This window comes from Superficieibacter sp. HKU1, from assembly GCF_029319185.1.
In the GTDB taxonomy this organism is placed as follows: domain Bacteria; phylum Pseudomonadota; class Gammaproteobacteria; order Enterobacterales; family Enterobacteriaceae; genus Superficieibacter.
The window spans coordinates 4,053,118-4,074,244 of sequence record NZ_CP119754.1; the positions used below are offsets into that span (position 1 = coordinate 4,053,118).

The following is a 21,127-nucleotide window of genomic DNA, read 5'->3' on the forward strand; positions in this document are numbered from 1 at the left end:
GTTCTGTATGCCGCAAGGATGTTATTCCCTCTCCGCCCTGCTCTGCGCGCTGGATAAAGGCGAGCAGGTTAAATACCTCTGGTTCTGGGGCCATCAGCCTTCCGCCAGCGGAGAAATCACCGCCTCCTGTTTCAGCCAGTGGTGGCAGGGTTCGCCTTTTACCTGCGACGGTGTCGTCTACGCGACGGCTGAACACTGGATGATGGCCGGGAAAGCGCGGCTGTTTGGTGATGACGCGACGCTCGGTAAAATTCTCCACGCCGTCACACCCGGTGAAGCCAAAAAGCTGGGCCGTCAGGTGACAGGCTTTGATGAGGCTCGCTGGCAGTCAGCCTGTTTCGATCTGGTCTGCGAAGGCAATTACCATAAGTTTGCCCGGCATCCGGCGCTGAAAACATTCTTGCTCAATACCCACTCCCGCGTACTGGTTGAAGCCAGTCCGGTAGATAAAATCTGGGGTATTGGGCTGGCGAAGGATCACCCTGACGCCGCGACGCCTTCCCGCTGGAAAGGCCAGAACCTGCTGGGATTTGCCCTGATGGCCGTGCGGGATCGTCTGGCGTCTGAGTAATCGCGCTGGTTTCCTGCTTCATGTCGTTGTGAGGCAGGCAACCGCTTTCTTACATTCCCCGCGCGATTAACGCTTCATCCAGTTCACGATAAGCCTCGACCAGTTTATCCAGCGTCGCACGGTTCAGCCCGCTGGGATTGGGCAGCACCCAGACCTGCGTCGCCCCGATGGCGATCTGCTGTTTTCCCCACGCGGCCCCGCGCTGACTGAACGCCTGCTCGAATGCCTGCTTGCCGAGGATCGCCAGCGCGTGAGGCTGATAATCTTCGATCTTTTTCACCAGCTCACGGCCGCCCGTGCGCAGTTCGTGAAGATTCACCTCACTCGCCTGAACGGTGGGCCGCTCCACCAGCATGGTAATACCGCAGCGCGTATCCAGCAGATGTTGTTCCTCTTCCGGTTTCAGCTGGCGCTCCGTAAACCCCGCCTGGTGAATCACTTTCCAGAAACGGTTGCCAGGATGGGCAAAATGAAACCCCGTATGCGCCGATGACTTGCCCGGATTAATGCCGCAGAACACCACCCGCAGCCCGGGTGCCAGGATATCGTTAATCATTCTTACTCCGGATGAATAGATCGAAGTGAAAGTATAAGGGATTGAAAAGCCATTGTTTATAAAAACAGCAAGCGGGTGTTTATGGCTGGATTGCCTTGCCAAGTTACTTTATAATTCCCCGCCACGGCCCCTTAGCTCAGTGGTTAGAGCAGGCGACTCATAATCGCTTGGTCGCTGGTTCAAGTCCAGCAGGGGCCACCAGATACAGCAAGGGCTGGAGAGAAATCTCCGGCCCTTTTGTTTTTCTCCGGGGATACGCCGGGGATATTCCATAGAGGTAAAGACAGGTCTTTAGCATGACTTGATGCGACTAAAAAGCTAACCTCTATAACCACACTTTTTAGATGATTAACTCATGAGTCGACGTCGCCCAACACCGCAGGAATTGTATTACCAGGCAATTGAGAAGCAGCAAGAGCGCGAAAGATATAATCAGTTTTTACAAGATAATGGTTATGAAAACACGCCTCATAACGCGCATCTTTACGCGAACGGAAGGGGTTACGTTGGGATGAAAGCAAGGGACACCATTGAGATGTTGGCTGGCTCGTTACCGTACATGTACGATTAATCGCGCGGTGAGATAAAGCATCGGTAGCGACGCAAGCAGATAGAAACATCAGAGAACTGAGTGGATGCCAACAGGCATTTGCCTATTGCTTTTCCATTTATTGTACATACAATAATTATATGAAAATCACATTCGATCCAGGCAAGGATAGGATTAACCAGAACAAGCATGGATACTCTCTCGCGGATGCGGAGCGGCTTGACTGGGAAAATATGGTTATCTTTGAGGATGACCGTTTTGATTACGGAGAGATTCGTTTCGTGGGGCTGACCTATGGAATAGCATACCTCGGAAACAGAATGTTTTCGGTTTGCTTCACCGAATCCAATGATTTTGCAGTCTGTAGGATTATCAGCCTGCGCCTCGCAACCAGACAGGAGATGAGACGATATGCCGAAACTTAAGCCCGGAACCCTCTTCCCCACGGATGAAGAGGACGCAAAAATTCGTGAGGCAGTGGCTTCCGATCCAGATGCCATGCTGCTTGAAAACCCAGATATCAAACTTGTACCACTCAGAAAGGTGATAAAAGCACGTCGTGGGCGACCGGCAGCAGAAACCACGAAAACACGAATCACGATTCGTTGTTCACCAGACGTGGTTGATGCGTTTAAGTCCACCGGCGCAGGCTGGCAGACACGGATGGATGCAGCGCTTAAAGACTGGTTAAAAAAACATAATCCCGCTGATGTGAAAATCTGATTGCCAGCGCAGAGGCAAGCAATATGTAGGCCTGTGCAAGCGCAGCGCCGCCAGGCATAAGTCCACGGTATAACATTTGTCAGCAATCTGACCCACCTTAAGGTGGGTTTTGTTATTTTGGAAGGTATGGGAATGGCTTACCACACAATAAGTTGTGATTCACTTCCCCCACTCATCCCCTTATTGAACCTCCCATAACACAATGTTAACCTTTCCCTTTCAGGACGCGTAGACGTCCAGACGACTATAAAAATAGTCTGCCTGTGCCTGGCATGGCGCAACGCCCACTCTGGAGAGACCATGATCCGCGCTATTGTGACCGATATTGAAGGCACCACCAGCGACATTCGCTTTGTGCATGATGTCCTGTTTCCCTATGCCCGCGAGCGGCTGGCAGCGTTTGTGAATGCGCAGCAGTATGCCGAACCGGTAAAAACGATCCTTGATAACCTGCGTGAGGAAATCCACCAGCCCGCGGCAACGGCGCAGGAGCTGACGGCAACCCTGTTTGCTTTTATGGATGAAGATCGTAAGTCGACGGCGCTGAAGGCATTGCAGGGGATCATCTGGCAGGAAGGCTACGTTAACGGCGATTTTACCGGCCATCTCTATCCGGACGTGCTGCCCGCGCTGGAGAAATGGAAGTCGCAGTCTGTTGATTTATATGTTTATTCCTCAGGCTCCGTCGCAGCGCAGAAATTGTTATTTGGCTACAGCGACGAAGGTGATATTACTCATTTATTCAGCGGCTATTTTGATACGCGGATCGGTGCGAAGCGTGAAGCGCAGTCCTACCGCAACATTGCTGAACAACTGGGGCATCCCCCGGCGTCGATTTTGTTTCTGTCCGATATTCACCAGGAACTCGATGCGGCGGAAGAGGCAGGGCTACGCACGTTACAACTGGTGCGTGAGGATCGCGATCCGGCCAGCCATCATCCGCAGGTTCAGCGTTTTGACGACATTCATCCGGAGCAGATCCCCTCATGAGCGCATTAACCATTTTTTCTGATAAAGACGCCAGTCAGCACGTCTGGCACAGCACCGACGCCGGTGAGATCCAGCAGCAGCTCAATGCGAAAGGCGTGCGTTTTGAACGCTGGCAGGCCGACCGCCAGCTGGGAGATGCCCCGACGCCTGAGACCGTTATCAATGCCTATCAGCACGCGATTGATAAGCTGGTGGCCGAGAAAGGCTATCAGAGCTGGGATGTGATCAGCCTGCGCGCTGATAATCCGCAGAAAGAGGCGATGCGGGCGAAGTTCCTCAACGAACACACCCATGGCGAAGATGAAGTCCGTTTCTTTGTCGAAGGCGCAGGGCTGTTCTGCCTGCATATCGGCGATGAGATCTACCAGGTGCTGTGTGAAAAGAACGATTTGATCTCGGTGCCAGCCGGGACGCCGCACTGGTTTGATATGGGCTCTGAACCGAATTTTACCGCCATCCGCATTTTCGATAATCAGGAAGGCTGGATCGCGAATTTTACCGGCGACGCTATCGCCGATGCCTACCCTCGCCTGCCCTGATGTTCCAGCGCTCGCCCGACACGCGGTCGGGCGGCGTATTCATGCGTAACGTCGGCGGAGCAGCTCACACTCAAACAGAAACTCCAGCCCTTCCAGCTGGCGGCGCGCTTCAGCAATGTCCTTTCCCCAGCAGGTCAGGCCGTGACCGCGCAGCAGGAAGCCGTAGCGCAGCGGATACGTCTGCGCATGGTCCTCAATACGGGCGGCCAGCGCGTCAATATCCTGATCGTTATCGAAAACAGCGATGGGCACGGCGTCCAGATGACTGTGCTGACCGGTGAGGGTTTTCTGCATCTCATACCCCTGAAGCGTCAGCGTCTGGCCCGTTTCAATACGTGACAGCACGGTGGCATTGACGGTATGCACGTGCAGTACCACGTTGGCTTCCGGAAACAGACGGTAGATCAACGTATGCAGGCCGGTCTCGGCGGAGGGTTTACGCCCCGAGGGCGCGGTATTGTCGGCGATGGCGACCTGTAAAAAGTCGTTGCTGGTCAGGCTGCCTTTGTCGCGCCCCGACTCGCTGAGCCAGCACCAGGTGGCATCCTGACGTACCGACATGTTACCGCCGGTAGCCGGAGCCCAGCCTTTTGCCCCAATCCAGTGACAGGTGGTGACCAGTTGTGCGAGCCTCTCTTGCCACATAGCGCTTCCTCAATCCAAAACGGTTTTTAGCCGTCTAAACGGCTATTTTCCCGATAGTAGCATCCCTGACCCGCCCGGACAATATTTGTTATATAACGGTTACAGGGAGTAGTAAGAAGGATGGTTCAGATCGGTCAGCAGATCCGCTTCCTGTGGCTGCCAGTTCAGCAAACGCCGGGTATGTTCGCTGCTGACCGCCATATTGGCCGTTGCCATCATGGCAAACCAGCCAAAGTGTTCTCGCTCTCGTTCGCCGGAAGGCAATCCGAGGTTGCGGCCAATGGTTTCAGCAATCGTCCGCAGGGGGATCGATTCCTCGGCGACCGCGTGGTAAATCTGCTCCGTCACGCCCTGCTCCAGCGCCAGACGATAGACCCGTGCCGCGTCGCGACGGTGCACGCCGGACCAGCAGTTATCGACGTTACCCGGCCAGGCCGATATTCCTTTCTCCCGCGCCAGACGGATCAGGATCGGCAGAAAACCGTGGTCGCCGATACCGTGTACCGACGGCGGCAGACGCACGGCGGCAGCATGAATGCCTCGCGCGTGAAGTGCCCTGGCGGCGGCTTCGGATTTGCGGGGTGACGCCGGATTAGGGAGATCCTGCTCCGTCGCGCCTTTTGGCAGACCGGCAAGGCCGGAGGTCACCAGCAGCGGACGATCCGACCCAGCCAGCGCGTCGCCCAGCAGTTCAATGGTCCGCCTGTCCTGCTCGCAGTTTTCCATAAAGCGCGAAAAGTCGTGGTTGAACGCCGTGTGGATCACCGCATCGGCGTTCGCCGCCGCCTGTTTCAGTACTTCAACGTCTTCAAGCGAGCCTTTAACCGCCTGCGCGCCAGCGGCCGTGAGTCGGGCCGCCTGCTCGTCCGCGCGAACCAGACCGGATACCTGATGCCCGTTGTTCAGCAGATCGTCAACAATGGTGGAGCCCAGCCAGCCGCCAGCCCCGGTAACAAATACATGCATCGTGTCTCTCCCGTTAATCCGGATGAATAGGTCGTACAGCTATAATGCGATGAATTATTCACCTGCGCTATTCGCATTCCTGTGCTGCGTTTATCCGCTGAGGATGGCGTGCCAGATCCCGCGTATTTCCTGAGGCAGGCAGCCAAAGCAGGGAGGTTCCGTCAGGCTGATTGCCGTGATTTTGTAGACTGCTACTCAGGTTTTATTACTTCGGAGCCGGGACTGTCTGGCTGAGTAAAATCACAGCGCACGCACTTTTGTGTACTTAGTGTGTAAAATTACACACTGATCACATATCTGATTTTCATCCCATGCTTTAATCTCCCTTAACAAACACACGAGGGATTACCGATGAAACATATGATGATCTGTTGCGGCGCTGGCGTGGCCACCAGTACCATTGCCTTAAATAAATTGCAGGATTTCCTGAAGAAAGAAAATTTACTCGATAAAGTCAGAATTTCTCAGGGCACGGTAGCGGAAGCGAAAACACGAGACGATCTGGATTTTATTGTGTCTACTTCCCCGGTTTCGCTTTCTGTTCCGGTGATTAATGCGCTGCCGCTATTAACCGGCATGGGCGTAGATAAGGTTTTCAGCAGCGTGAAAGAATATATTCTCGCCGAGGAATAATTTATGTTTATCGTCGACTATATCGTTAATTTAGGGGCATCGGTGATGATGCCGCTTATCTTTATGATCCTCGGGCTGCTGCTACGTATTCCAGTGTCCAGGGCGATTAAGGCCGGTTTAATGGTAGGTATCGGGTTTATTGGTTTAAGTATTACCGTCAACCTGATGATTGATTCGCTGACGCCGGTCAGCCACGCCATTGTCGAACGCTTTGGCCTGAATTTCTCCGTGCTGGATGTCGGCTGGCCCGCCGCGGCGGCGGTGGCGATGGGAACGCGCGTAGGTGCGCTGGTGATCCCGGTGTGCGTGGCGATTAATATGCTGATGCTCTATACCCGCACCACCAGAGTATTAAACGTTGACGTCTGGAATCTCTGGCACCACGCCTTTACCGGATCTCTGGTCACGGTTATTACCGGCAGTCTGTGGCTCGGTATTTTTGCTGCCGGAATAAACTGTATTATTACGATGGTGATTGCGGACCGTACCAGTAACGATGTGGAAAAGTACCTGAATCTGCCCTCTATTTCGGTGCCGCACGGTTTCTCAGCGTCATTTGTGCCTGCGGCATGGCTGGTTAATGCCATTGTCGACCGTATTCCGCTAGTCCGGGATATTAAGATTGATACCGAATCCATTCAGAAACGGCTGTCTATTTTAGGCGATCCGGCCTCGCTTGGTGCCATTATCGGTGCGCTGCTGGGGATTATTGCCGGTATTGAGGTTAAAGCAATTTTACAGACCGCCATTACCATGGCGGCGGTAATGACCATTATTCCGCGAATGGCAAAAATGCTGATGGAAGGGGTGTATCCGATCAGCGAACGTATTCAGGAAATTGCCCAGGCGCGCGCCGGATCGTTTGGAAAAATCGCCATCGGCCTGGACTCGGCGGTGAGCGTTGGCCATCCGGTGACCCTCTCCGTTTCTATGCTCATGATCCCGGTGATGCTGGTGCTGGCGGCCATCGTGCCGGGCAATCAGTTCCTGCCGTTTGCGTCCCTGACCGGGCTGCCTTTCGCCTTTGTGCTGGTGACCGCTGTGTGCCGGGGAGATATGTTCCGCACCCTGCTTACCGGCTTGCTGACCCTGAGTCTGGCGTTGCTGATTGGTACCAATCTGGCACCCATCGTCACCAGTACCGCCGTCAGTACCGGGTTCTCTCTGCCGCAGGGGACTACCAGCATCAGCAGCGTGGACTACGCTGGCGCGATGCTGCCGTGGGTTATTATCCAGAGCTTCTACTTTAAAGTGGCAGGCGTCGCGGTGCTCAGCCTGTGTACTCTCGGCCTGGTGCTGTGGAACCGGCGCAAGCTGCAACAGGAAAATAGCCTGATGGCGGAAGCGGCGCAGAAGGAGGAAGCATAATGTTATTTAGCCCCGAACGCGTACTGATTTTCAACGATCCCCTCAGCCGGACCGATGCCCTGCGGCAGCTGGCGGCCACGCTGGAGGCGCAGGGGCTGGTAAAAGCCTCTTTTGCCGACGGCGTGTTAGCCAGAGAAGAGATTTACCCCACCGGGATCTTTATGGAAACCCATAGCATCGCCATTCCACATACCGAATTTGAGCATGTGAATCAGACGGGCTTTGCTATTGGCATCAACCGCAGCGGCATTGATTTTCAGCGGACGGATGAACCTGACGAGACCGTCAAACCGGCGATTATTGTCATGATGGCGATCGATCCCACCTGCGAAAAGGTCGCGATCATTCAGTCGCTGTTTGCCCTGTTAGCCGACAAAGCACAGGTGAATTATTTGTGTGAACTGGCCCCGGAGGACATCGCAAAAGAGTTCACCAACGCCGTCATCACACGGTAAACTGACGTTGTCGGGTTTACTGTGTTGACGCCGGGAACGCAAAGGAAAAAGATGCTTCGAATCAGCGATGTCATTGAGCTAACGATGGTCAGCCGTAAGACCATCTATAACGCCATCAACAGCGGACGGCTGAAGTATCAGCTGGTCACCGTCGATAATCGCCAGGTCCGGATGTTCCATGAGGAAGATGTGCTGCATGCGTTCCCGAAAAACAGTCGCTCGCTGACCCAGGAGCAGGAGATCCAGGCATTGAGGGAAGAGGTTGCTTCCCTCAAATTTGCCCTGACGGAACTGCAAAAAGCCGTCAACGCAATGGACCCGGAGAGCGAATACGAGATGAAAGCGGTGAAAAGGCCAACAAAAAAAGAGCCGTGAGCCGTTCACGCATCCTTATCGACGCTCAGCGCGACCGCTTTATTCTCCTCCAGCTCCTGTAACCGTCCGTTTAACGCTTCCCGAATGGAATGATATGCCTTGCTGCCCAGCGCCAGACGGAAAGGCGCGTGTTTTGCATCTGCGGCAGCAATGATGGCGTCCACGGTTTTCGCCGCATCGCCGTTAATGGCAATCGTCCCGGCCGCCAGCCCGCGCCGCACCTCACCGGCAGGCGTGTCGTCATAGCAGGCCAGCGGCCCGGCGATATCAACCCCCGCAGCAAAATTGGTCTCCGTGGGTCCCGGTTCCGCCAGCATAAAGTCAATGCCGAACGGGGCCACTTCCTGCGCCACCGCTTCAATAAAGCCTTCGATTCCCCATTTGGTCGCGTGATACAGGCTGAAGTTGGGCCAGGCCATTTGTCCGCCCTCTGACGAGATCTGCACAATACGCCCGCCCTTTTGCTGGCGCAGATACGGCAGCGCCGCGCGGATCACCTGAATGGAACCGGTGAGATTGGTGGCAATTTGCCGCGCAATCTGTGCGTCGCTGACCTCTTCCGCCGCACCGAACAGGCCGTATCCCGCATTGCTCACCAGCACGTCAATGCGTCCGGTCTCTTCGAATGCCCGCGTCACTACACGGCGTATTGCGGCGCTATCCGTGACGTCCAGCAGCACAACGCGCAGCCGTTCGCCGTATTTTGCCTGCAGTTCATCCAGCGCGCCGGGTTTGCGCAGGGTGGCAATAACGCTATCGCCCCGCGCCAGCAGGCGCTCCGTCATCAATCGTCCCAGCCCGCTGGAGGTGCCGGTAATAAACCAGGTTTTCATGTTCATGCTGTGCTCCGTAAAAGTCGTTAACTCACAGGAACAGGTTATGGCACTATCACTGGTATGATAAGACACACTAAATAGCATGGAGAGGTGAAATGAAATCACCAGTGAAGACCCCAACGCTCTCCGATCTGAAAGCCTTTATGGCGGTAGCGGAACAGCGCAGTTTCCGCCGCGCGGCGGATCTGTCCGGCGTTACCCGCTCGACCCTGAGCCACGCCATTCGCGCTCTGGAAGCGCGCCTCGGCGTTCGCCTGCTGCACCGGACGACCCGCAGCGTCTCGCTGACCACCGCCGGAGAGCAGCTATTGCGCCGTATCACGCCGCATCTGAGCGGGCTGGAGCAGGCGCTGGAAGAGGCAGCGGATGCACAGGGCAGTCTGCTGGGGACGCTGCGCATTAACGGCGGCGAAGAGGCGATTTACTTATTGCTGCATACGGTGGTGCCGGCGTATCAGGCGCGCTATCCCGGCGTGGAGCTGGATCTGGTGGTCGATGGCAGACTGGTGGATATCGTTGCGGAGGGCTTTGATGCGGGTATTCGGCTGGCAGAAGATGTGCCCGCGGATATGGTGGCGGTGCGTTTTGGCGAGGACGTGCGTTTTCTGGCAGTGGCGTCGCCGGACTATCTGGCCCGGCACCCTGCCCCTGTGGCGCCGGACGAGCTGGCGAATCATCGCTGCATCCGCCAGCGATTACCCAGCGGCAGGCGCTATCGCTGGGAATTCGCCCGCCACGGGCAGAGTATTGCGCTGGACGTCCCCGGTACGCTGACGCTGAACAGTTCGCCGCTGATGGTGGACGCGGCGCTGAACGGTCTGGGCATTGCGTACGTTCCGGAGATGCACGCCAGGGCGGCGCTGGATGACGGCAGACTGGTCACGGTGCTGGAGCCGTGGTGCCCGCCGATCCCCGGCCTGTGCCTGTGGTTTCCCGCTAATCGCCATATGCCCGCCAGCCTGCGGGCGTTAATTGATTTAATTAAAGAGACGCGGGTCAGCCGCCCTCCGGCAACCGGGCAATGACCTTGATTTCGAAACGGAAACCATACAGCCAGGTGACGCCCACGCCCGTCAGCGTCGGCCAGGGAGCGTCGCCCCAGTAGTCCGGTAATACTTTCCAGACCGTGTCGAGCGTGGTTTCCGGGTCGAGCAGATAAACGGTAACATCCACTACATCCGCGAAGGTACACCCGGCCGCCGTCAGCACTTCAGACAAATTATCAAACGCCAGGCGGATCTCCTGCTCCAGTTCGGGCGCGGGCGAACCATCTTCACGACTACCCACCTGCCCGGAGACAAATAAAAAACCGCCGGATTTCACCGCCGGGGAATAATGATTCTGCTCATACAGCGCCTGCCGTCCGGCAGGAAAGACGACATCTTCTGGCTTTTTCATAGGGCCCCCTTTTGCAACACAAAACCGTGTTAAGGGATAATAAATGCCAGCGCGGGCAGGCACTATGCCCGCCAAATGGGATGGTCTGGTGAAGATAATTCACCGATCGGTTCACGCTGAAAAAACGTTTACACCGGGGGAAACAACGCGAACGCCGCTTTCATCTCTTTGGCTTCCTCTCCCGGACTGCGGCCAAACTGGCGGCGAAACTCACGGTTAAATTGAGACGGGCTTTCATAGCCTACCCGAAACGCGGCGGCAGCGGCGGTCAGATTATCGCGGATCATCAACAGCCGCGCCTGATTAAGCCGTATCGACTTAATGTATTGCAGCGGCGAAGTGCCGGTGACCTGCTTAAAATGCTTGTGGAAAGCAGGAATGCTCAATCCGGCGTCGCCCGCCAGCGTAGTAACCGACAGCGGCTGCGCGCAGTCGCCGTGAATACGCTGTAGCGATCGGGCAATGCTGGCAAACTGGCCGTGATGGGCCAGCGCGGCGCGAATCGCGTTTCCGCGATCGCCAATTAGCACCCGATAATACAGTTCACGCACGATCTGCGGTCCCAGAATGCTGGCTTCCTCCGGGCAGGCCAGCGCGCGCAGCAGGCGCAGCGCGGTATCCGCCAGTTGCCCATTCAGCGGCGTGGAGATAATCCCTTCCGGCGCCGCATCCACTGATGTCGCCGGGCGGTCCAGCGCCAGCGCCAGTTCTGACAACACGCGCAGATCCAGCGTTACTGCTACGGCGAGCAGAGGTTCGTCTGCGCTGGCCTCGGTTTCGGTTGCGAACGGCAGCGGTACCGACAGGACCAGATAATGCTGCGGATCGTAATGGTAGACCCGGTTCGCCAGATAGCCCCGTTTATGCCCCTGACAGACAATCACGATACACGGCTCATAGACTACCAGCGTGCGCGCCAGCGAGCGGTTGGATCGCATAAAGCGCACATTATCCAGTTGCGAGCAGGTATATCCCTCATGCGGTGCCAGCCTGTTAAGTAAAGACACCATCTCATTCATCGCCCTGTCTCCGCCGTCATGATTGAGCAATTATACTGCCGTTTATCCACTACAAAGTGAACGCCATAAATACAATCAGGCAATCATCAGAGAGGAATGCGCCTGTTTTGCTCGCCTGCATCCCACTAGCATTGAGCCTGCAACATCATCCGTACATCCACAAAATATCAGGAGTCATTATGAGCAAAACATGGCTGATTACCGGCGCATCACGCGGACTGGGGCTGGAGATGGCGCGCGCGGCGCTGGCGGCAGGCGATAATGTGGTCGCGACGGCCCGCGATGTCGGCAGCGCCAGCAGCGCGTTTACCCGGTACACCGACCGTCTGCTGCTAACGCCCCTGGACGTTACCGATCCTGCGGCACCGGACGCGGTGGTGAAAGCCGCGCTGGCGCGTTTTGGCGCGATTGATGTACTGGTCAACAATGCGGGCTACGGTCAGCTGGGCCTTTTCGAGGAGACGCCGGAAGAGGATATCCAGCGCCAGCTGGAAACCAACGTCAATGGTCTGATGCGTATGACCCGCGCCGTGCTGCCAGTACTGCGCCGCCAGCGGTCCGGGCATATCATCAACATCAGTTCGATTGGCGGGCTGGTCAGTTTTGATTTTTGTACCCTGTACGGAACTTCTAAGTTCGCAGTCGAGGGATTCAGTATTAATCTCGCCCGCGATCTGGCCCCCTTCGGCATTCACGTCACCGTCGTGGAACCTGGGATGTTTCGCACTGATTTCCTCGATGACCGTTCGGTACGTTTTTCCGGCAGTCCCATTGAGGATTACGCGCAGGCTCGTGAGGACGCGGAAACCCTGTATAAGAACTTCAACCACAAGCAGCTCGGCGATCCGGTGAAGTTCGGCGCGGCGATTGTCGAGCTGGCGAATGCCGCAGAACCGCCGCTGCACCTGCTGCTCGGTTCGGATGCGCTGAAAATGGCGCGCGACGATCTGGCCCAGCGCCAGGCGGAGATTGAGCGCTGGCAACACCTGTCGGCCTCAACCGACCATCAGGATTAATCCTCCTGCGCCGCGCACGGCGGCGCACGTTCAGGCTTTTTTAAGATGATTGATTAATTGCTTCATTGCCGGGCTGAGCGCTTCCCACGAGCGGTAGCAAAAACACAGCCTGCGTCTGGCCCAGCTATCGGTCAGGGCGAGTTGATGATAGTGAAAACGTGATTGATAATTAGCGGCAATAACCGCCGGTACAATCCCTGCCCCGATGCCCTTCTCCACCATTTCACACAGACCTTCAAAGGTACTCATTCTGATCCTGATATTAAGCTCGCCTCCCAGTGCCCGGGCGTGAGAGTGAAGATGATCCTGAAGCGCGCTCCCCGGATAAAGCCCGACAAAGGGTTCAGTAATAATATCAGCGAAAGAGACCGCCTGTTTGTTATGGAGTTTGTGCCCGGCGGGAATAATAAGCACCAGACGATCGTCGGCGACAGGTTCTGCTATTAAGCCACCGGCGTCGACCGCGTCGGAGACAATTCCCGCCTCTCCGGAGCCGGTTGTCAAAAGCGCGATAATATCGGCGCTGGTGCGTTCTTCTAATTCGATATGGCGTTGAGGGTGCAACGCCAGCCACGGCGCGAGCCGCGCCGGGAGAAAGTTGGTTAACGCCGAGGTATTGGCATACAGCTTTAGCGTACCGCGCGCGCCTGACGCAAAGGTTTTTAATTCTCGCTTAAGCTGCTGGTGCAGTTCCAGAAGCGGACGGGCATGCTTCGCCAGCGCTTCCCCTGCGTCGGTTAACGTCACGCCTCTCGGATGACGCACCAGCAGCGGCACGCCGGCACCCTCTTCCATCAGCCGCAGCCTCTCGCTGGCGGAGGCCAGCGCCAGATGCGCTTTTACCGCCCCCCGGGTAATACTGCCCGCATCGACGATACAAATAAATAACTGTAAATCAGCCATATCCAGTCTCATTGCATTCGTCCTTTTGCCTTCGGCTTTGCCGTAGCCTGCGGGAAATAATCCACATTGTGCCCCACCGATAACGGGTGTTTCAATGACGGTTCTTTCACTTTGAAAAGATAATCGGATGAGCGAAATACACTATCTCAATATAATCATTATCTTTATCGCTGCGGGCCTGGTAAAAGGCGTGACCGGAATGGGATTGCCCACGGTGGCGATGGGATTGCTGGGCACCTTTATGCCACTGCCCGTGGCGGCGGCGCTGCTGATAATTCCTTCTCTGGTGACGAACGTCTGGCAACTTTTCTCTGGTCCGGCGTTGATGGCTCTGTGGTCAAGGCTGAGGTTGATGATGTTATGTATCGTGGCCGGAACGCTTGCAGGCTCAACGCTTTTAATCAGTATCGACGCCGGCGTGTCCGGCTTTCTCCTCGGCGCGGCGCTGATCGTTTACGCGACTTACGCGCTGTATGCGCCCGTCTTTACCGTGACGAAAAAGCAGGAACGCTTGCTGTCACCGGTAATTGGCGCAAGTACCGGTGTTATCACCGGCGCCACCGGCGTATTCGTAATGCCTGCGGTGCCTTATCTTCAGACGCTCAAATTCAGTAAAGATGAGCTGGTACAGGCGCTGGGGCTTTCTTTCACCGTGTCTACGCTTGCGCTTGCCGCCGGGCTTTATGCGCAGGATGCGTATCACCTTAATCAACTATCGCTGTCGTTATTTTCCGTCTTCCCCGCATTAATCGGAATGTGGCTGGGACAAAAGATAAGATCGAAAATCAGCGCCAAAACATTCAGAAAATGTTTTTTACTCTTTTTAATATTACTGGGACTGGAATTAACCCTGAGATCGTTGCTGTTTTAAAAGCAGAGTATAACCGCAGCTGAATAGTTACCTGCAGAAATAATATTATTTATTAAGTGTAGCGCGTTGTTTTAGCTGCAATTAGCAAAGTATTCCTGAACAAAAAGTGACGTATTCCCTTAAGCGTATTGATTTATAAGTCAGACAAACTAACTTTACAAATGCAGACATTATAATTTGTAAATTTACGTACTTTTAATATGGCATAAGGAAAAGACTTTGGAGACTTCAAATAGAATACCCAGACTTTCTGTCTGGAATATCCTGTTTGCCACCGTACTGATATTATTCGGCGCGGCCATGCTAATTGGCGGCGGCTGGTTAGTGGTGCTGGGTGGAAACTGGTATTACCTTTTGGCAGGCATCGGCTGCGTCATCGCTGGCGCGCTGATTTTTGCCAGAAGAACCAGCGCTGTGTACTGGTTTGCGCTGGTATTTATTGGCACGCTGATCTGGACTATTCAGGAGTCCGGACTCGATTACTGGCGCTGGGTTCCGCGCTTCGACATTATGCTGCTGCTCGGCATTGTGTTTGCTTTCCAGCTTCCGCGCCTGAAACCCGGCGTCAGCCGTGCGCTATCCCGCTCGCTGGCGGGCGTCTTTATTCTGGCGTTTATTGTTGCGGCAGTGCTCCCGTTTACCGCCCTGAATACCACGCCTGCCACCAACGTTCCGGCGGCAGGGGAACACTCTTACGTAGCGGATACGGGAACCGGTAAAGCCTCGCAGCCTGACGCGGGCGACTGGTATACCTACGGCGGTTCGCTGGCTTCCCAGCGTTTCGTCAACGCCTCGCAGATCACTCCCGATAACGTGAAGGATTTGAAACTCGCGTGGCAGTTCCGCACCGGCGATTTGCCTAAAGCGCGCTGGGGCGGCGAAAATACGCCGATTAAGATAGGCGATACGCTGTACACCTGTACGCCGCATAACCAGGTTTTCGCCCTCGATGCCGCTACCGGTAAAAAGAAATGGCAGTTCGACCCGAAAGTCAGCGACAAATCAATTCCCTATACCGCGGCTTGCCGTGGGCTGACCTGGTTTGATGCCCAAACCAACAGCCATATTTCAACCGGGGAAAATGCTTCTGCCGCCACGCCTGCCGTAGCCACTACCGGTGCGATGTGCGAACAGCGGATTATTTTAGGCACGCTGGATGCACGTATCATTGAACTGGATGCCAAAACCGGCGAAGTGTGCCGCGATTTCGGTAATCAGGGTACGGTGAATCTCGCGGAAGATATGGGCGAAATTTACGATGGCTACGTCGCTATCAACTCCGCCCCGGTAGTGATCCGCGATACGCTGGTTGTCGGCCACCAGACCATTGACGGCCAGCGCGCATTCGGCCCGCCGGGGGTGATTAAAGCCTACGACGTGCGTAGCGGGAAACTTAAATGGGCGTGGGATGCGGCCAACCCCGACGACAGCACGCCGAAAACCGGCGCGGACGCGTATAAACGCGGTTCGCCGGATGTCTGGACCTCGTTCACCGGCGATGACAAATTAGGACTTATTTACTTACCCGTAGCGAACGCATCGGGCGACTACTGGAGCAGCTCGCGCACCGGAGCGGAAGATAAATACGCCGTCTCGGTGACGGCGCTGAACATCGACACGGGGCTTCCGGTGTGGTCGTTCCAGACGGCGCATAAAGACGTCTGGGATTACGACCAGGGGTCACAGCCGACGCTGGTGGACTACCCCGGTAAAGACGGCGTCGTTCCGGCGATTATCGTCCCGACCAAACAGGGCGAAATTTATGTCCTCGACCGTCGTACCGGGAAATCGCTGTTTGGCGTTGAAGAACGAGCGGTCCCCGGCGGCGGCGTCGAGCCGGAAGCACGCTCGCCTACGCAGCCCTACTCGCTGTTCCACCATCTGAGCAAGCCCGATCTGACACCGCAGGATATGTGGGGATTAACGCCTATCGATCAGCTGGTGTGCCGTATTCAGTTCCAGAAAGCGGGCTATAAAGGTCAGTACACGCCGCCGGAAGCCGAGCGTCACACGATTGAATATCCGGGCTATAACGGTGGTTCCGACTGGGGCAGCGTGGCAGTGGATCCTCAACGCGGGCTAATCATTGCGAACTATAATGATATGCCGAACTACAATATCCTTGTGCCGCGCGCTAAAGCCGACAAGCTGGGCTGGAAACCGCGTGATGAAATTACCCATAACCCGCATGACGAAGGCCATGCGGAAGGCGCAGGCGATCCGCAAATCGGCGTGCCTTATGCGGTAAACGTGAATGCGGGCTGGCGCTTGCCGGTGACCGGGATGCTGTGTAAGGAACCGCCTTACGGTGGCATTCGCGCCATTGATATGCGCGATGGCCGCACCGTGTGGGATCGTCCTCTGGGCACCGCGCGCCGTAACGGGCCGTTCGGCCTGCCGACCGGATTGCCGATCAATATCGGTACGCCGAATAACGGCGGTTCGGTGGTGACCTCCAGCGGCCTGATCTTTATCGCCGCCGCCACGGATGATTTGATCCGCGCCATTGATATCAATACCGGTGAAACCGTATGGAGCGCTCCGCTTCCTGCGGGAGGCCAGGCGAACCCGATGATATATACGCAGAATGGACGAGAGTATGTGGTCATTGCGGCGGGGGGCCATCACTTTATGGAGACGCCAGCCGGGGATTATGTTCTCGCCTGGGCGCTACCGGAGAAAAAGTAGTTGAGTAAAAAGCGCGCCAGGATGGCGCGCTCAGATTTTACACTGTGGAAAGATGCCGGGTGGCGGCTTCGCCTTACCCGGCCTACAAAACCACCAGATATCAATAGATTACCCTGGAATATGTAGGCCTGTGCAAGCGCAGCGCCGCCAGGCAAATCCTCCAGACATCACCATTTATCCACGCAGGAGAAAGCCTATGACGACATCAACCCAGTCTCATCACGGCCAGTGCCACTGCGGCGCAGTGCAATTTGAGGTCAAACTGAGCGATGGCTTAAACACCATTCGCCGCTGTACCTGTTCCTATTGCCGGATGCGCGGCGCGGTGGTGGTCTCCGCCGAAGCGGGTGGGATTTCTTTTCTTCGCGGCGAAGAACTGCTTACCCGCTACCGCTTTAACACCGGGGCCGCTCAGCACTTCTTCTGCTCACGCTGCGGCATCTATACCCATCATCAGCGGCGCTCTAATCCGAACCAGTTCGGCGTCAACGTCGCCTGTCTGGAAGGCGTTAGCCCGTTCGACTTCCCTGCCGTTCCCGTTTATGACGGCGTAAATCATCCTAACGACAACAACGGCGTTTCACTGCTGGCGGGGACCCTGATTTTTCAACCGGCGGACGAAGAACAGCCTGAAACCTGATCCCGTTTCATAACGCCTCAGCAAAGATATCGCTGACCCAGTTCAGGAACACGTCCAGACGCCGCGAAGCCCGCCGCTCACCGGCATAGATGGCGTTAACTTGTAAGGCACCCGGTGGATAAGCAGCAAGCACTTCCACCAGTTCGCCGCGCCTTAATTGTTCTTCAAAGCGGTAACGCGGAGCCTGAATCAGCCCCAGTCCCTGCGCTGCCAGCGCGGCGGCGGTATCGGAATTATCGGTCATCACCCGGGATGGCAAACGTCGCGATTCCGTGCGGCCATCGCGGATAAAATTCAGCGGCATCACTTCCCCGCTCTGCGATGACACAAAGCCGATCATTTTGTGCGCCGCCAGATCGTCCAGACTGTGCGGTGTGCCGTATGCCGCAAGATAGGCCGGGCTGGCGCAGGTGATTTCCGGCAGATGGCCCAGTCGCCGCAGCCGCAGACTGCTGTCTTCCGGTACGCCAACCCGGATCACGCAGTCAATTCCTTCACGCACCAGGTTAACAAAACGATCCGTTTGCCCAAAGGTAATGACGATATCCGGATACTGACGAAGAAAGTCAGGCAGGCGCGGGACCAGAAACGTGCGCGTCAGCAGGCCGGAGGCGTTGATGCGCAGATGACCGCCCGGCGTTGCGTTGCGAAACGCAGTCCAGGTATCTTCAATATCTCCCAGCACCGCCCGGGCACGGCGATGAAATTCTTCACCCTCCGGCGTCGGTTTTACCGCACGCGTGGTACGCGCCAGTAATTGTGCGCCCGTTTCCTGCTCCAGTTGCTTGATGGCATTGGTGGCGGTGGAGCGGGCAATCCCCAGCTCCTGCGCCGCCTGCAAAAAGCTGCCCCCTTCCACAATGCGCACGAAAAGCTGTAACTGCTGAATCTTGTCCAAATGGGTTCCCTCACGTTAACCCTCTTATTATTAGTGACAGATGAATTATCATGTCAATTTACAGACGATTATTTTTAATAATCCGACAGCTATAGTGTTTCAGACGATTATTCATCAACGGGAGCACAGGTATGCAGAATACAAAAGTCGCCATTGTGACGGGCGCGTCTCGCGGGATTGGCGCTGAAATTGCTCGCGGCCTTGCGGCTGATGGGATCGCGGTCATCGTTAACTATTCGCGCAGCAGCGAACAGGCGGATGCTGTTGTGGCCGCGATTAGTGCCGCAGGCGGCAAAGCACATGCCGTGCAGGCCAACATTGCCGACGCTGACGCGGCGCAAACGCTGTTCACTGCCGCGGAAAACACCTTTGGCAAGGTTGATATTCTGGTCAACAATGCGGGCATCATGGAACTCTCTGCGATTTCGGCCACTGACGACGACAGCTTTGAGCGCCAGATTGCCATCAACCTGACCGCGCCGTTTCGCCTGATGCGGGAAGCCACAAAACGCCTTTCCGAAGGTGGCCGGATTATTAACTTTTCCTCCAGCGTGGTGGGGCTGTACCAGCCGCAGTACGGCGTTTATGCCGCAACTAAAGCCGCCGTCGAAGCCCTGACCCATATTCTGCCCAAAGAGCTGGGATCGCGTGGCATCACGGTTAATGCGATTGCCCCCGGCCCGGTGGCAACGGATCTTTTCCTTAATGGCAAAAGCGACGAGCTGGTTGAGCGTATCAAAAATATGAACCCGCTGGGCCGCCTCGGCGAACCGCAGGACATCATGCAGGTAGTGCGTTTTCTGGTCAGTCAGGAAAGCGGCTGGATCAACGGTCAGGTTATTCGCGTCAACGGTGGCGTGATCTAATTTATTTCAGGAAAATATTATGCCTTTCGTTAATATCAAAACCCCGGAAGCCGCGCTGAGCGCGCAACAAAAAGCCGAAATTAGCCATCGGATCACCGATCTACTGGTCGAATACTTCTCTGAACATGCCCGGGCGCACACCATGGTGCTGATTGAGGAAGTGAAAGATGGCGGTTATTACCGTGCCGATGAACCTTTCAGCATTCCACAAGAATACAGGGCCAGCTAAATCCTCTCCCCGGCGGCGGGTTAGCCGGGGCGTTCCTTATGACTTTGCACCACTAACCACCCGGTTGCGTCCCTGTTTTTTTGCTTTATAGAGCGCCGTATCCGCCTGATAAATCAGCTCGCTGGCAATGCTGTGCAGCGGCTGTTCGCCAAAAATCGCCTTTGCATCGTATAGCGTCGCCACGCCAATACTGATGGTCAAAAATCCGGTCGGGCTGGAAACATGCGGAATATTGAGCGCCGTTACGCTGGCGCGCAGCCGCTCCGCGACAACCAGCGCGCCGTGGATGTCGGTACGCGGCAGAATCACCAGAAACTCTTCGCCCCCGTAGCGGCTGATATTGTCTTCCGGACGCAGGCTGGCCGATACCAGCGCTTTGGTGACGGCCCGCAGGCAATCGTCGCCGGACTGGTGCCCCTGATTGTCGTTAAAGTTTTTGAAAAAATCGATATCCACCAGGCAGATAGAGAGCGGCAATCCCTGCTCAAGCGCATGGGCAATTTGCTGGACCAAAAATTCATCCATATGGCGGCGATTAAACAGTCCGGTGAGATGATCCAGTTGGGCGAACTGCTTTAATACCAGGTTGGCATTCGCCAGCTTTTGCTCCGCCAGGCGGCGGGCGGTAATGTCTACCCAGGTCACCGACAGGCCGACCACGTTATCCATCGCGTCATAGACCGGCACCGGCTGGGTGTAATAATAGCGCTCGGCAAACATTACCTCCCGGCTCGGGATGTCTGCGCCGTGGCTTGCGCCGCTGAAATCCTGCAAAAACTGCTGCCAGCATTCAGGCATGACGTCAGGGAAATAATCGGTTACCGCGCCGGAAGGGGCACTGGCGAGCAGGCGGGTCATCGCTTTATTCGACATCACGATGCGCCCGTGTAAATCGATCATGCACAATGCCACGGGGGTGGTGTCGTAAATGGTTTCCAGTTGAAGTACGCGCTCGCCGAGGGTAGAAATATTACGGTCAATGCCACGATAGCCGCTGAGATTTCCCTCCGCATCAAATAACGGTATCCCGCTGGTCTCCAGCACCACAATAGTTCCGTCCGCCCGTCGGTTACGATTCACCAGACCGGAAAAGGGTCTTTTTGCCGTAACGATATCCATAAATGCCAGGCCTACCCTTTCGGCTTCTTCAGGCGGCATAAAATCAAACGGCGTCCGTCCAAGCACCTCTTCCGGCGGGTAGCCCAGCAGTTCGGTCACAACTCCGGAAACCCAGGTATAGCGCCCTTCGGCATCCACTTCCCATAGCCAGTCAGAATTATGATTGAGAAGCTCCAACAGATGCTTCTCATCCACCTCATGAAAATAAGGGCGTGTTTTATCATTCGTCATGAGCATGCTCAACGTGCGTTAAATAGAAATCGGATCGTGACA

The 21,127-nt window shown here is 55.8% G+C and carries 26 protein-coding genes and 1 tRNA gene; 18 read left to right on the forward strand and 9 right to left on the reverse strand.

The window, feature by feature from the left end; genetic code table 11:
* The first annotated feature begins 7 nt into the window (after window positions 1–7).
* Complete coding sequence (locus P0H77_RS19260) at window positions 8–571, forward strand: NADAR family protein (protein ID WP_276158817.1); 564 nt, start codon at window positions 8–10, stop codon at window positions 569–571.
* 49 nt (window positions 572–620) lie between these two features.
* Here P0H77_RS19260 and mug read toward each other — a convergent pair whose 3' ends face one another.
* On the reverse strand, window positions 621–1,127 hold the full coding sequence (gene mug / locus P0H77_RS19265) for a G/U mismatch-specific DNA glycosylase (protein WP_276158818.1): 507 nt from the start codon (window positions 1,125–1,127) through the stop codon (window positions 621–623).
* A 125-nt stretch (window positions 1,128–1,252) separates the two neighbouring features.
* Between mug and P0H77_RS19270 the strand changes: the two genes are divergently transcribed.
* From P0H77_RS19270 to P0H77_RS19295, 6 genes are all read left to right on the forward strand, one after another.
* Window positions 1,253–1,328: transfer RNA gene (locus P0H77_RS19270), tRNA-Ile, on the forward strand.
* 154 nt (window positions 1,329–1,482) lie between these two features.
* Entirely contained in the window at window positions 1,483–1,698 is a 216-nt protein-coding gene (locus tag P0H77_RS19275; protein WP_276158819.1) for a hypothetical protein, read from the forward strand.
* A 119-nt stretch (window positions 1,699–1,817) separates the two neighbouring features.
* Complete coding sequence (locus P0H77_RS19280) at window positions 1,818–2,102, forward strand: BrnT family toxin (protein WP_194206957.1); 285 nt, start codon at window positions 1,818–1,820, stop codon at window positions 2,100–2,102.
* Window positions 2,089–2,400: a BrnA antitoxin family protein gene (locus P0H77_RS19285; protein WP_276158820.1), complete on the forward strand. Its 312-nt coding sequence runs from the start codon at window positions 2,089–2,091 to the stop codon at window positions 2,398–2,400. The genes P0H77_RS19280 and P0H77_RS19285 overlap by 14 nt, the downstream gene beginning before the upstream one ends.
* A gap of 300 nt (window positions 2,401–2,700) precedes the next feature.
* Window positions 2,701–3,390 carry an acireductone synthase gene (mtnC, locus tag P0H77_RS19290; RefSeq protein WP_276158821.1) on the forward strand — a complete coding sequence of 230 codons (690 nt, stop codon included), beginning with the start codon at window positions 2,701–2,703 and terminating at the stop codon, window positions 3,388–3,390.
* On the forward strand, window positions 3,387–3,929 hold the full coding sequence (locus P0H77_RS19295; RefSeq protein WP_276158822.1) for an acireductone dioxygenase: 543 nt from the start codon (window positions 3,387–3,389) through the stop codon (window positions 3,927–3,929). Before mtnC ends, P0H77_RS19295 begins: the two co-directional genes overlap by 4 nt.
* A gap of 39 nt (window positions 3,930–3,968) precedes the next feature.
* Here P0H77_RS19295 and P0H77_RS19300 read toward each other — a convergent pair whose 3' ends face one another.
* On the reverse strand, window positions 3,969–4,574 hold the full coding sequence (locus P0H77_RS19300) for a methylthioribulose 1-phosphate dehydratase (RefSeq protein WP_276158823.1): 606 nt from the start codon (window positions 4,572–4,574) through the stop codon (window positions 3,969–3,971).
* A 99-nt stretch (window positions 4,575–4,673) separates the two neighbouring features.
* Window positions 4,674–5,540, reverse strand: a complete 867-nt coding sequence (locus P0H77_RS19305) for an SDR family oxidoreductase (RefSeq protein ID WP_276158824.1) — start codon at window positions 5,538–5,540, stop codon at window positions 4,674–4,676.
* Between the two features lie 351 nt (window positions 5,541–5,891).
* Between P0H77_RS19305 and P0H77_RS19310 the strand changes: the two genes are divergently transcribed.
* From P0H77_RS19310 to P0H77_RS19325, 4 genes are read left to right on the forward strand one after another with little or no spacing between them, the layout of a single operon-like run.
* Entirely contained in the window at window positions 5,892–6,173 is a 282-nt protein-coding gene (locus tag P0H77_RS19310; RefSeq protein ID WP_276158825.1) for a PTS sugar transporter subunit IIB, read from the forward strand.
* A gap of 3 nt (window positions 6,174–6,176) precedes the next feature.
* Window positions 6,177–7,541, forward strand: coding sequence for a PTS transporter subunit IIC (locus P0H77_RS19315; protein ID WP_276158826.1), 1,365 nt, complete (start codon window positions 6,177–6,179; stop codon window positions 7,539–7,541).
* On the forward strand, window positions 7,541–7,996 hold the full coding sequence (locus tag P0H77_RS19320; protein WP_276158827.1) for a PTS sugar transporter subunit IIA: 456 nt from the start codon (window positions 7,541–7,543) through the stop codon (window positions 7,994–7,996). The genes P0H77_RS19315 and P0H77_RS19320 overlap by 1 nt, the downstream gene beginning before the upstream one ends.
* Before the next feature lie 51 nt (window positions 7,997–8,047).
* Window positions 8,048–8,371: a helix-turn-helix domain-containing protein gene (locus P0H77_RS19325; protein ID WP_276158828.1), complete on the forward strand. Its 324-nt coding sequence runs from the start codon at window positions 8,048–8,050 to the stop codon at window positions 8,369–8,371.
* 5 nt (window positions 8,372–8,376) lie between these two features.
* On the opposite strand, the gene P0H77_RS19330 is transcribed toward P0H77_RS19325, so the two are convergent.
* Window positions 8,377–9,210, reverse strand: a complete 834-nt coding sequence (locus tag P0H77_RS19330) for an SDR family oxidoreductase (protein ID WP_276158829.1) — start codon at window positions 9,208–9,210, stop codon at window positions 8,377–8,379.
* A gap of 92 nt (window positions 9,211–9,302) precedes the next feature.
* On the opposite strand from P0H77_RS19330, the gene P0H77_RS19335 reads away from it, so the two are divergent.
* Window positions 9,303–10,232: a LysR family transcriptional regulator gene (locus P0H77_RS19335; protein ID WP_276158830.1), complete on the forward strand. Its 930-nt coding sequence runs from the start codon at window positions 9,303–9,305 to the stop codon at window positions 10,230–10,232.
* Here the strand turns inward: P0H77_RS19335 and P0H77_RS19340 are convergent.
* Both P0H77_RS19340 and P0H77_RS19345 read right to left on the reverse strand, forming a co-directional pair.
* Window positions 10,204–10,605 (reverse strand): RidA family protein, encoded by a 402-nt coding sequence (locus tag P0H77_RS19340; protein ID WP_276158831.1) that lies wholly within the window; start codon window positions 10,603–10,605, stop codon window positions 10,204–10,206. The two genes, P0H77_RS19335 and P0H77_RS19340, sit on opposite strands and share 29 nt — an antisense overlap.
* A gap of 128 nt (window positions 10,606–10,733) precedes the next feature.
* On the reverse strand, window positions 10,734–11,624 hold the full coding sequence (locus P0H77_RS19345) for an AraC family transcriptional regulator (protein WP_276158832.1): 891 nt from the start codon (window positions 11,622–11,624) through the stop codon (window positions 10,734–10,736).
* Between the two features lie 179 nt (window positions 11,625–11,803).
* Here P0H77_RS19345 and P0H77_RS19350 point away from each other — a divergent pair, with 179 nt between their 5' ends.
* On the forward strand, window positions 11,804–12,640 hold the full coding sequence (locus P0H77_RS19350; RefSeq protein ID WP_276158833.1) for an oxidoreductase: 837 nt from the start codon (window positions 11,804–11,806) through the stop codon (window positions 12,638–12,640).
* A gap of 30 nt (window positions 12,641–12,670) precedes the next feature.
* Here P0H77_RS19350 and P0H77_RS19355 read toward each other — a convergent pair whose 3' ends face one another.
* The gene (locus tag P0H77_RS19355) at window positions 12,671–13,555 is read right to left on the reverse strand and encodes a LysR family transcriptional regulator (protein ID WP_276158834.1); all 885 of its coding nucleotides are present in this window, start codon (window positions 13,553–13,555) and stop codon (window positions 12,671–12,673) included.
* A gap of 115 nt (window positions 13,556–13,670) precedes the next feature.
* Between P0H77_RS19355 and P0H77_RS19360 the strand changes: the two genes are divergently transcribed.
* From P0H77_RS19360 to P0H77_RS19370, 3 genes are all read left to right on the forward strand, one after another.
* The gene (locus P0H77_RS19360) at window positions 13,671–14,414 is read left to right on the forward strand and encodes a sulfite exporter TauE/SafE family protein (protein WP_276158835.1); all 744 of its coding nucleotides are present in this window, start codon (window positions 13,671–13,673) and stop codon (window positions 14,412–14,414) included.
* Between the two features lie 219 nt (window positions 14,415–14,633).
* Window positions 14,634–17,102, forward strand: coding sequence for a membrane-bound PQQ-dependent dehydrogenase, glucose/quinate/shikimate family (locus tag P0H77_RS19365; RefSeq protein WP_276158836.1), 2,469 nt, complete (start codon window positions 14,634–14,636; stop codon window positions 17,100–17,102).
* Window positions 17,103–17,298: 196 nt separating this feature from the next.
* Window positions 17,299–17,742 carry a GFA family protein gene (locus P0H77_RS19370; protein ID WP_276158837.1) on the forward strand — a complete coding sequence of 148 codons (444 nt, stop codon included), beginning with the start codon at window positions 17,299–17,301 and terminating at the stop codon, window positions 17,740–17,742.
* Between the two features lie 7 nt (window positions 17,743–17,749).
* Here P0H77_RS19370 and P0H77_RS19375 read toward each other — a convergent pair whose 3' ends face one another.
* Window positions 17,750–18,640, reverse strand: a complete 891-nt coding sequence (locus tag P0H77_RS19375) for a LysR family transcriptional regulator (RefSeq protein ID WP_276158838.1) — start codon at window positions 18,638–18,640, stop codon at window positions 17,750–17,752.
* A gap of 131 nt (window positions 18,641–18,771) precedes the next feature.
* Between P0H77_RS19375 and P0H77_RS19380 the strand changes: the two genes are divergently transcribed.
* Both P0H77_RS19380 and P0H77_RS19385 read left to right on the forward strand, forming a co-directional pair.
* Window positions 18,772–19,506, forward strand: coding sequence for an SDR family oxidoreductase (locus P0H77_RS19380; RefSeq protein ID WP_276158839.1), 735 nt, complete (start codon window positions 18,772–18,774; stop codon window positions 19,504–19,506).
* Window positions 19,507–19,525: 19 nt separating this feature from the next.
* On the forward strand, window positions 19,526–19,735 hold the full coding sequence (locus tag P0H77_RS19385; protein WP_276158840.1) for a 4-oxalocrotonate tautomerase family protein: 210 nt from the start codon (window positions 19,526–19,528) through the stop codon (window positions 19,733–19,735).
* 36 nt (window positions 19,736–19,771) lie between these two features.
* On the opposite strand, the gene P0H77_RS19390 is transcribed toward P0H77_RS19385, so the two are convergent.
* Complete coding sequence (locus tag P0H77_RS19390; RefSeq protein ID WP_276158841.1) at window positions 19,772–21,085, reverse strand: diguanylate cyclase; 1,314 nt, start codon at window positions 21,083–21,085, stop codon at window positions 19,772–19,774.
* Window positions 21,086–21,127: the final 42 nt, after the last annotated feature.

Excerpts from the sequence above, each read along its gene's own strand:
- P0H77_RS19260 (WP_276158817.1), top strand. The coding sequence starts at position 8 with ATGCCGCAAGGATGTTATTCCCTCTCCGCCCTGCTCTGCGCGCTGGAT.
- mug (WP_276158818.1), bottom strand. The coding sequence starts at position 1,127 with ATGATTAACGATATCCTGGCACCCGGGCTGCGGGTGGTGTTCTGCGGC.
- P0H77_RS19275 (WP_276158819.1), top strand. The coding sequence starts at position 1,483 with ATGAGTCGACGTCGCCCAACACCGCAGGAATTGTATTACCAGGCAATT.
- P0H77_RS19280 (WP_194206957.1), top strand. The coding sequence starts at position 1,818 with ATGAAAATCACATTCGATCCAGGCAAGGATAGGATTAACCAGAACAAG.
- P0H77_RS19285 (WP_276158820.1), top strand. The coding sequence starts at position 2,089 with ATGCCGAAACTTAAGCCCGGAACCCTCTTCCCCACGGATGAAGAGGAC.
- mtnC (WP_276158821.1), top strand. The coding sequence starts at position 2,701 with ATGATCCGCGCTATTGTGACCGATATTGAAGGCACCACCAGCGACATT.
- P0H77_RS19295 (WP_276158822.1), top strand. The coding sequence starts at position 3,387 with ATGAGCGCATTAACCATTTTTTCTGATAAAGACGCCAGTCAGCACGTC.
- P0H77_RS19300 (WP_276158823.1), bottom strand. The coding sequence starts at position 4,574 with ATGTGGCAAGAGAGGCTCGCACAACTGGTCACCACCTGTCACTGGATT.
- P0H77_RS19305 (WP_276158824.1), bottom strand. The coding sequence starts at position 5,540 with ATGCATGTATTTGTTACCGGGGCTGGCGGCTGGCTGGGCTCCACCATT.
- P0H77_RS19310 (WP_276158825.1), top strand. The coding sequence starts at position 5,892 with ATGAAACATATGATGATCTGTTGCGGCGCTGGCGTGGCCACCAGTACC.
- P0H77_RS19315 (WP_276158826.1), top strand. The coding sequence starts at position 6,177 with ATGTTTATCGTCGACTATATCGTTAATTTAGGGGCATCGGTGATGATG.
- P0H77_RS19320 (WP_276158827.1), top strand. The coding sequence starts at position 7,541 with ATGTTATTTAGCCCCGAACGCGTACTGATTTTCAACGATCCCCTCAGC.
- P0H77_RS19325 (WP_276158828.1), top strand. The coding sequence starts at position 8,048 with ATGCTTCGAATCAGCGATGTCATTGAGCTAACGATGGTCAGCCGTAAG.
- P0H77_RS19330 (WP_276158829.1), bottom strand. The coding sequence starts at position 9,210 with ATGAACATGAAAACCTGGTTTATTACCGGCACCTCCAGCGGGCTGGGA.
- P0H77_RS19335 (WP_276158830.1), top strand. The coding sequence starts at position 9,303 with ATGAAATCACCAGTGAAGACCCCAACGCTCTCCGATCTGAAAGCCTTT.
- P0H77_RS19340 (WP_276158831.1), bottom strand. The coding sequence starts at position 10,605 with ATGAAAAAGCCAGAAGATGTCGTCTTTCCTGCCGGACGGCAGGCGCTG.
- P0H77_RS19345 (WP_276158832.1), bottom strand. The coding sequence starts at position 11,624 with ATGAATGAGATGGTGTCTTTACTTAACAGGCTGGCACCGCATGAGGGA.
- P0H77_RS19350 (WP_276158833.1), top strand. The coding sequence starts at position 11,804 with ATGAGCAAAACATGGCTGATTACCGGCGCATCACGCGGACTGGGGCTG.
- P0H77_RS19355 (WP_276158834.1), bottom strand. The coding sequence starts at position 13,555 with ATGAGACTGGATATGGCTGATTTACAGTTATTTATTTGTATCGTCGAT.
- P0H77_RS19360 (WP_276158835.1), top strand. The coding sequence starts at position 13,671 with ATGAGCGAAATACACTATCTCAATATAATCATTATCTTTATCGCTGCG.
- P0H77_RS19370 (WP_276158837.1), top strand. The coding sequence starts at position 17,299 with ATGACGACATCAACCCAGTCTCATCACGGCCAGTGCCACTGCGGCGCA.
- P0H77_RS19380 (WP_276158839.1), top strand. The coding sequence starts at position 18,772 with ATGCAGAATACAAAAGTCGCCATTGTGACGGGCGCGTCTCGCGGGATT.
- P0H77_RS19385 (WP_276158840.1), top strand. The coding sequence starts at position 19,526 with ATGCCTTTCGTTAATATCAAAACCCCGGAAGCCGCGCTGAGCGCGCAA.
- P0H77_RS19390 (WP_276158841.1), bottom strand. The coding sequence starts at position 21,085 with ATGACGAATGATAAAACACGCCCTTATTTTCATGAGGTGGATGAGAAG.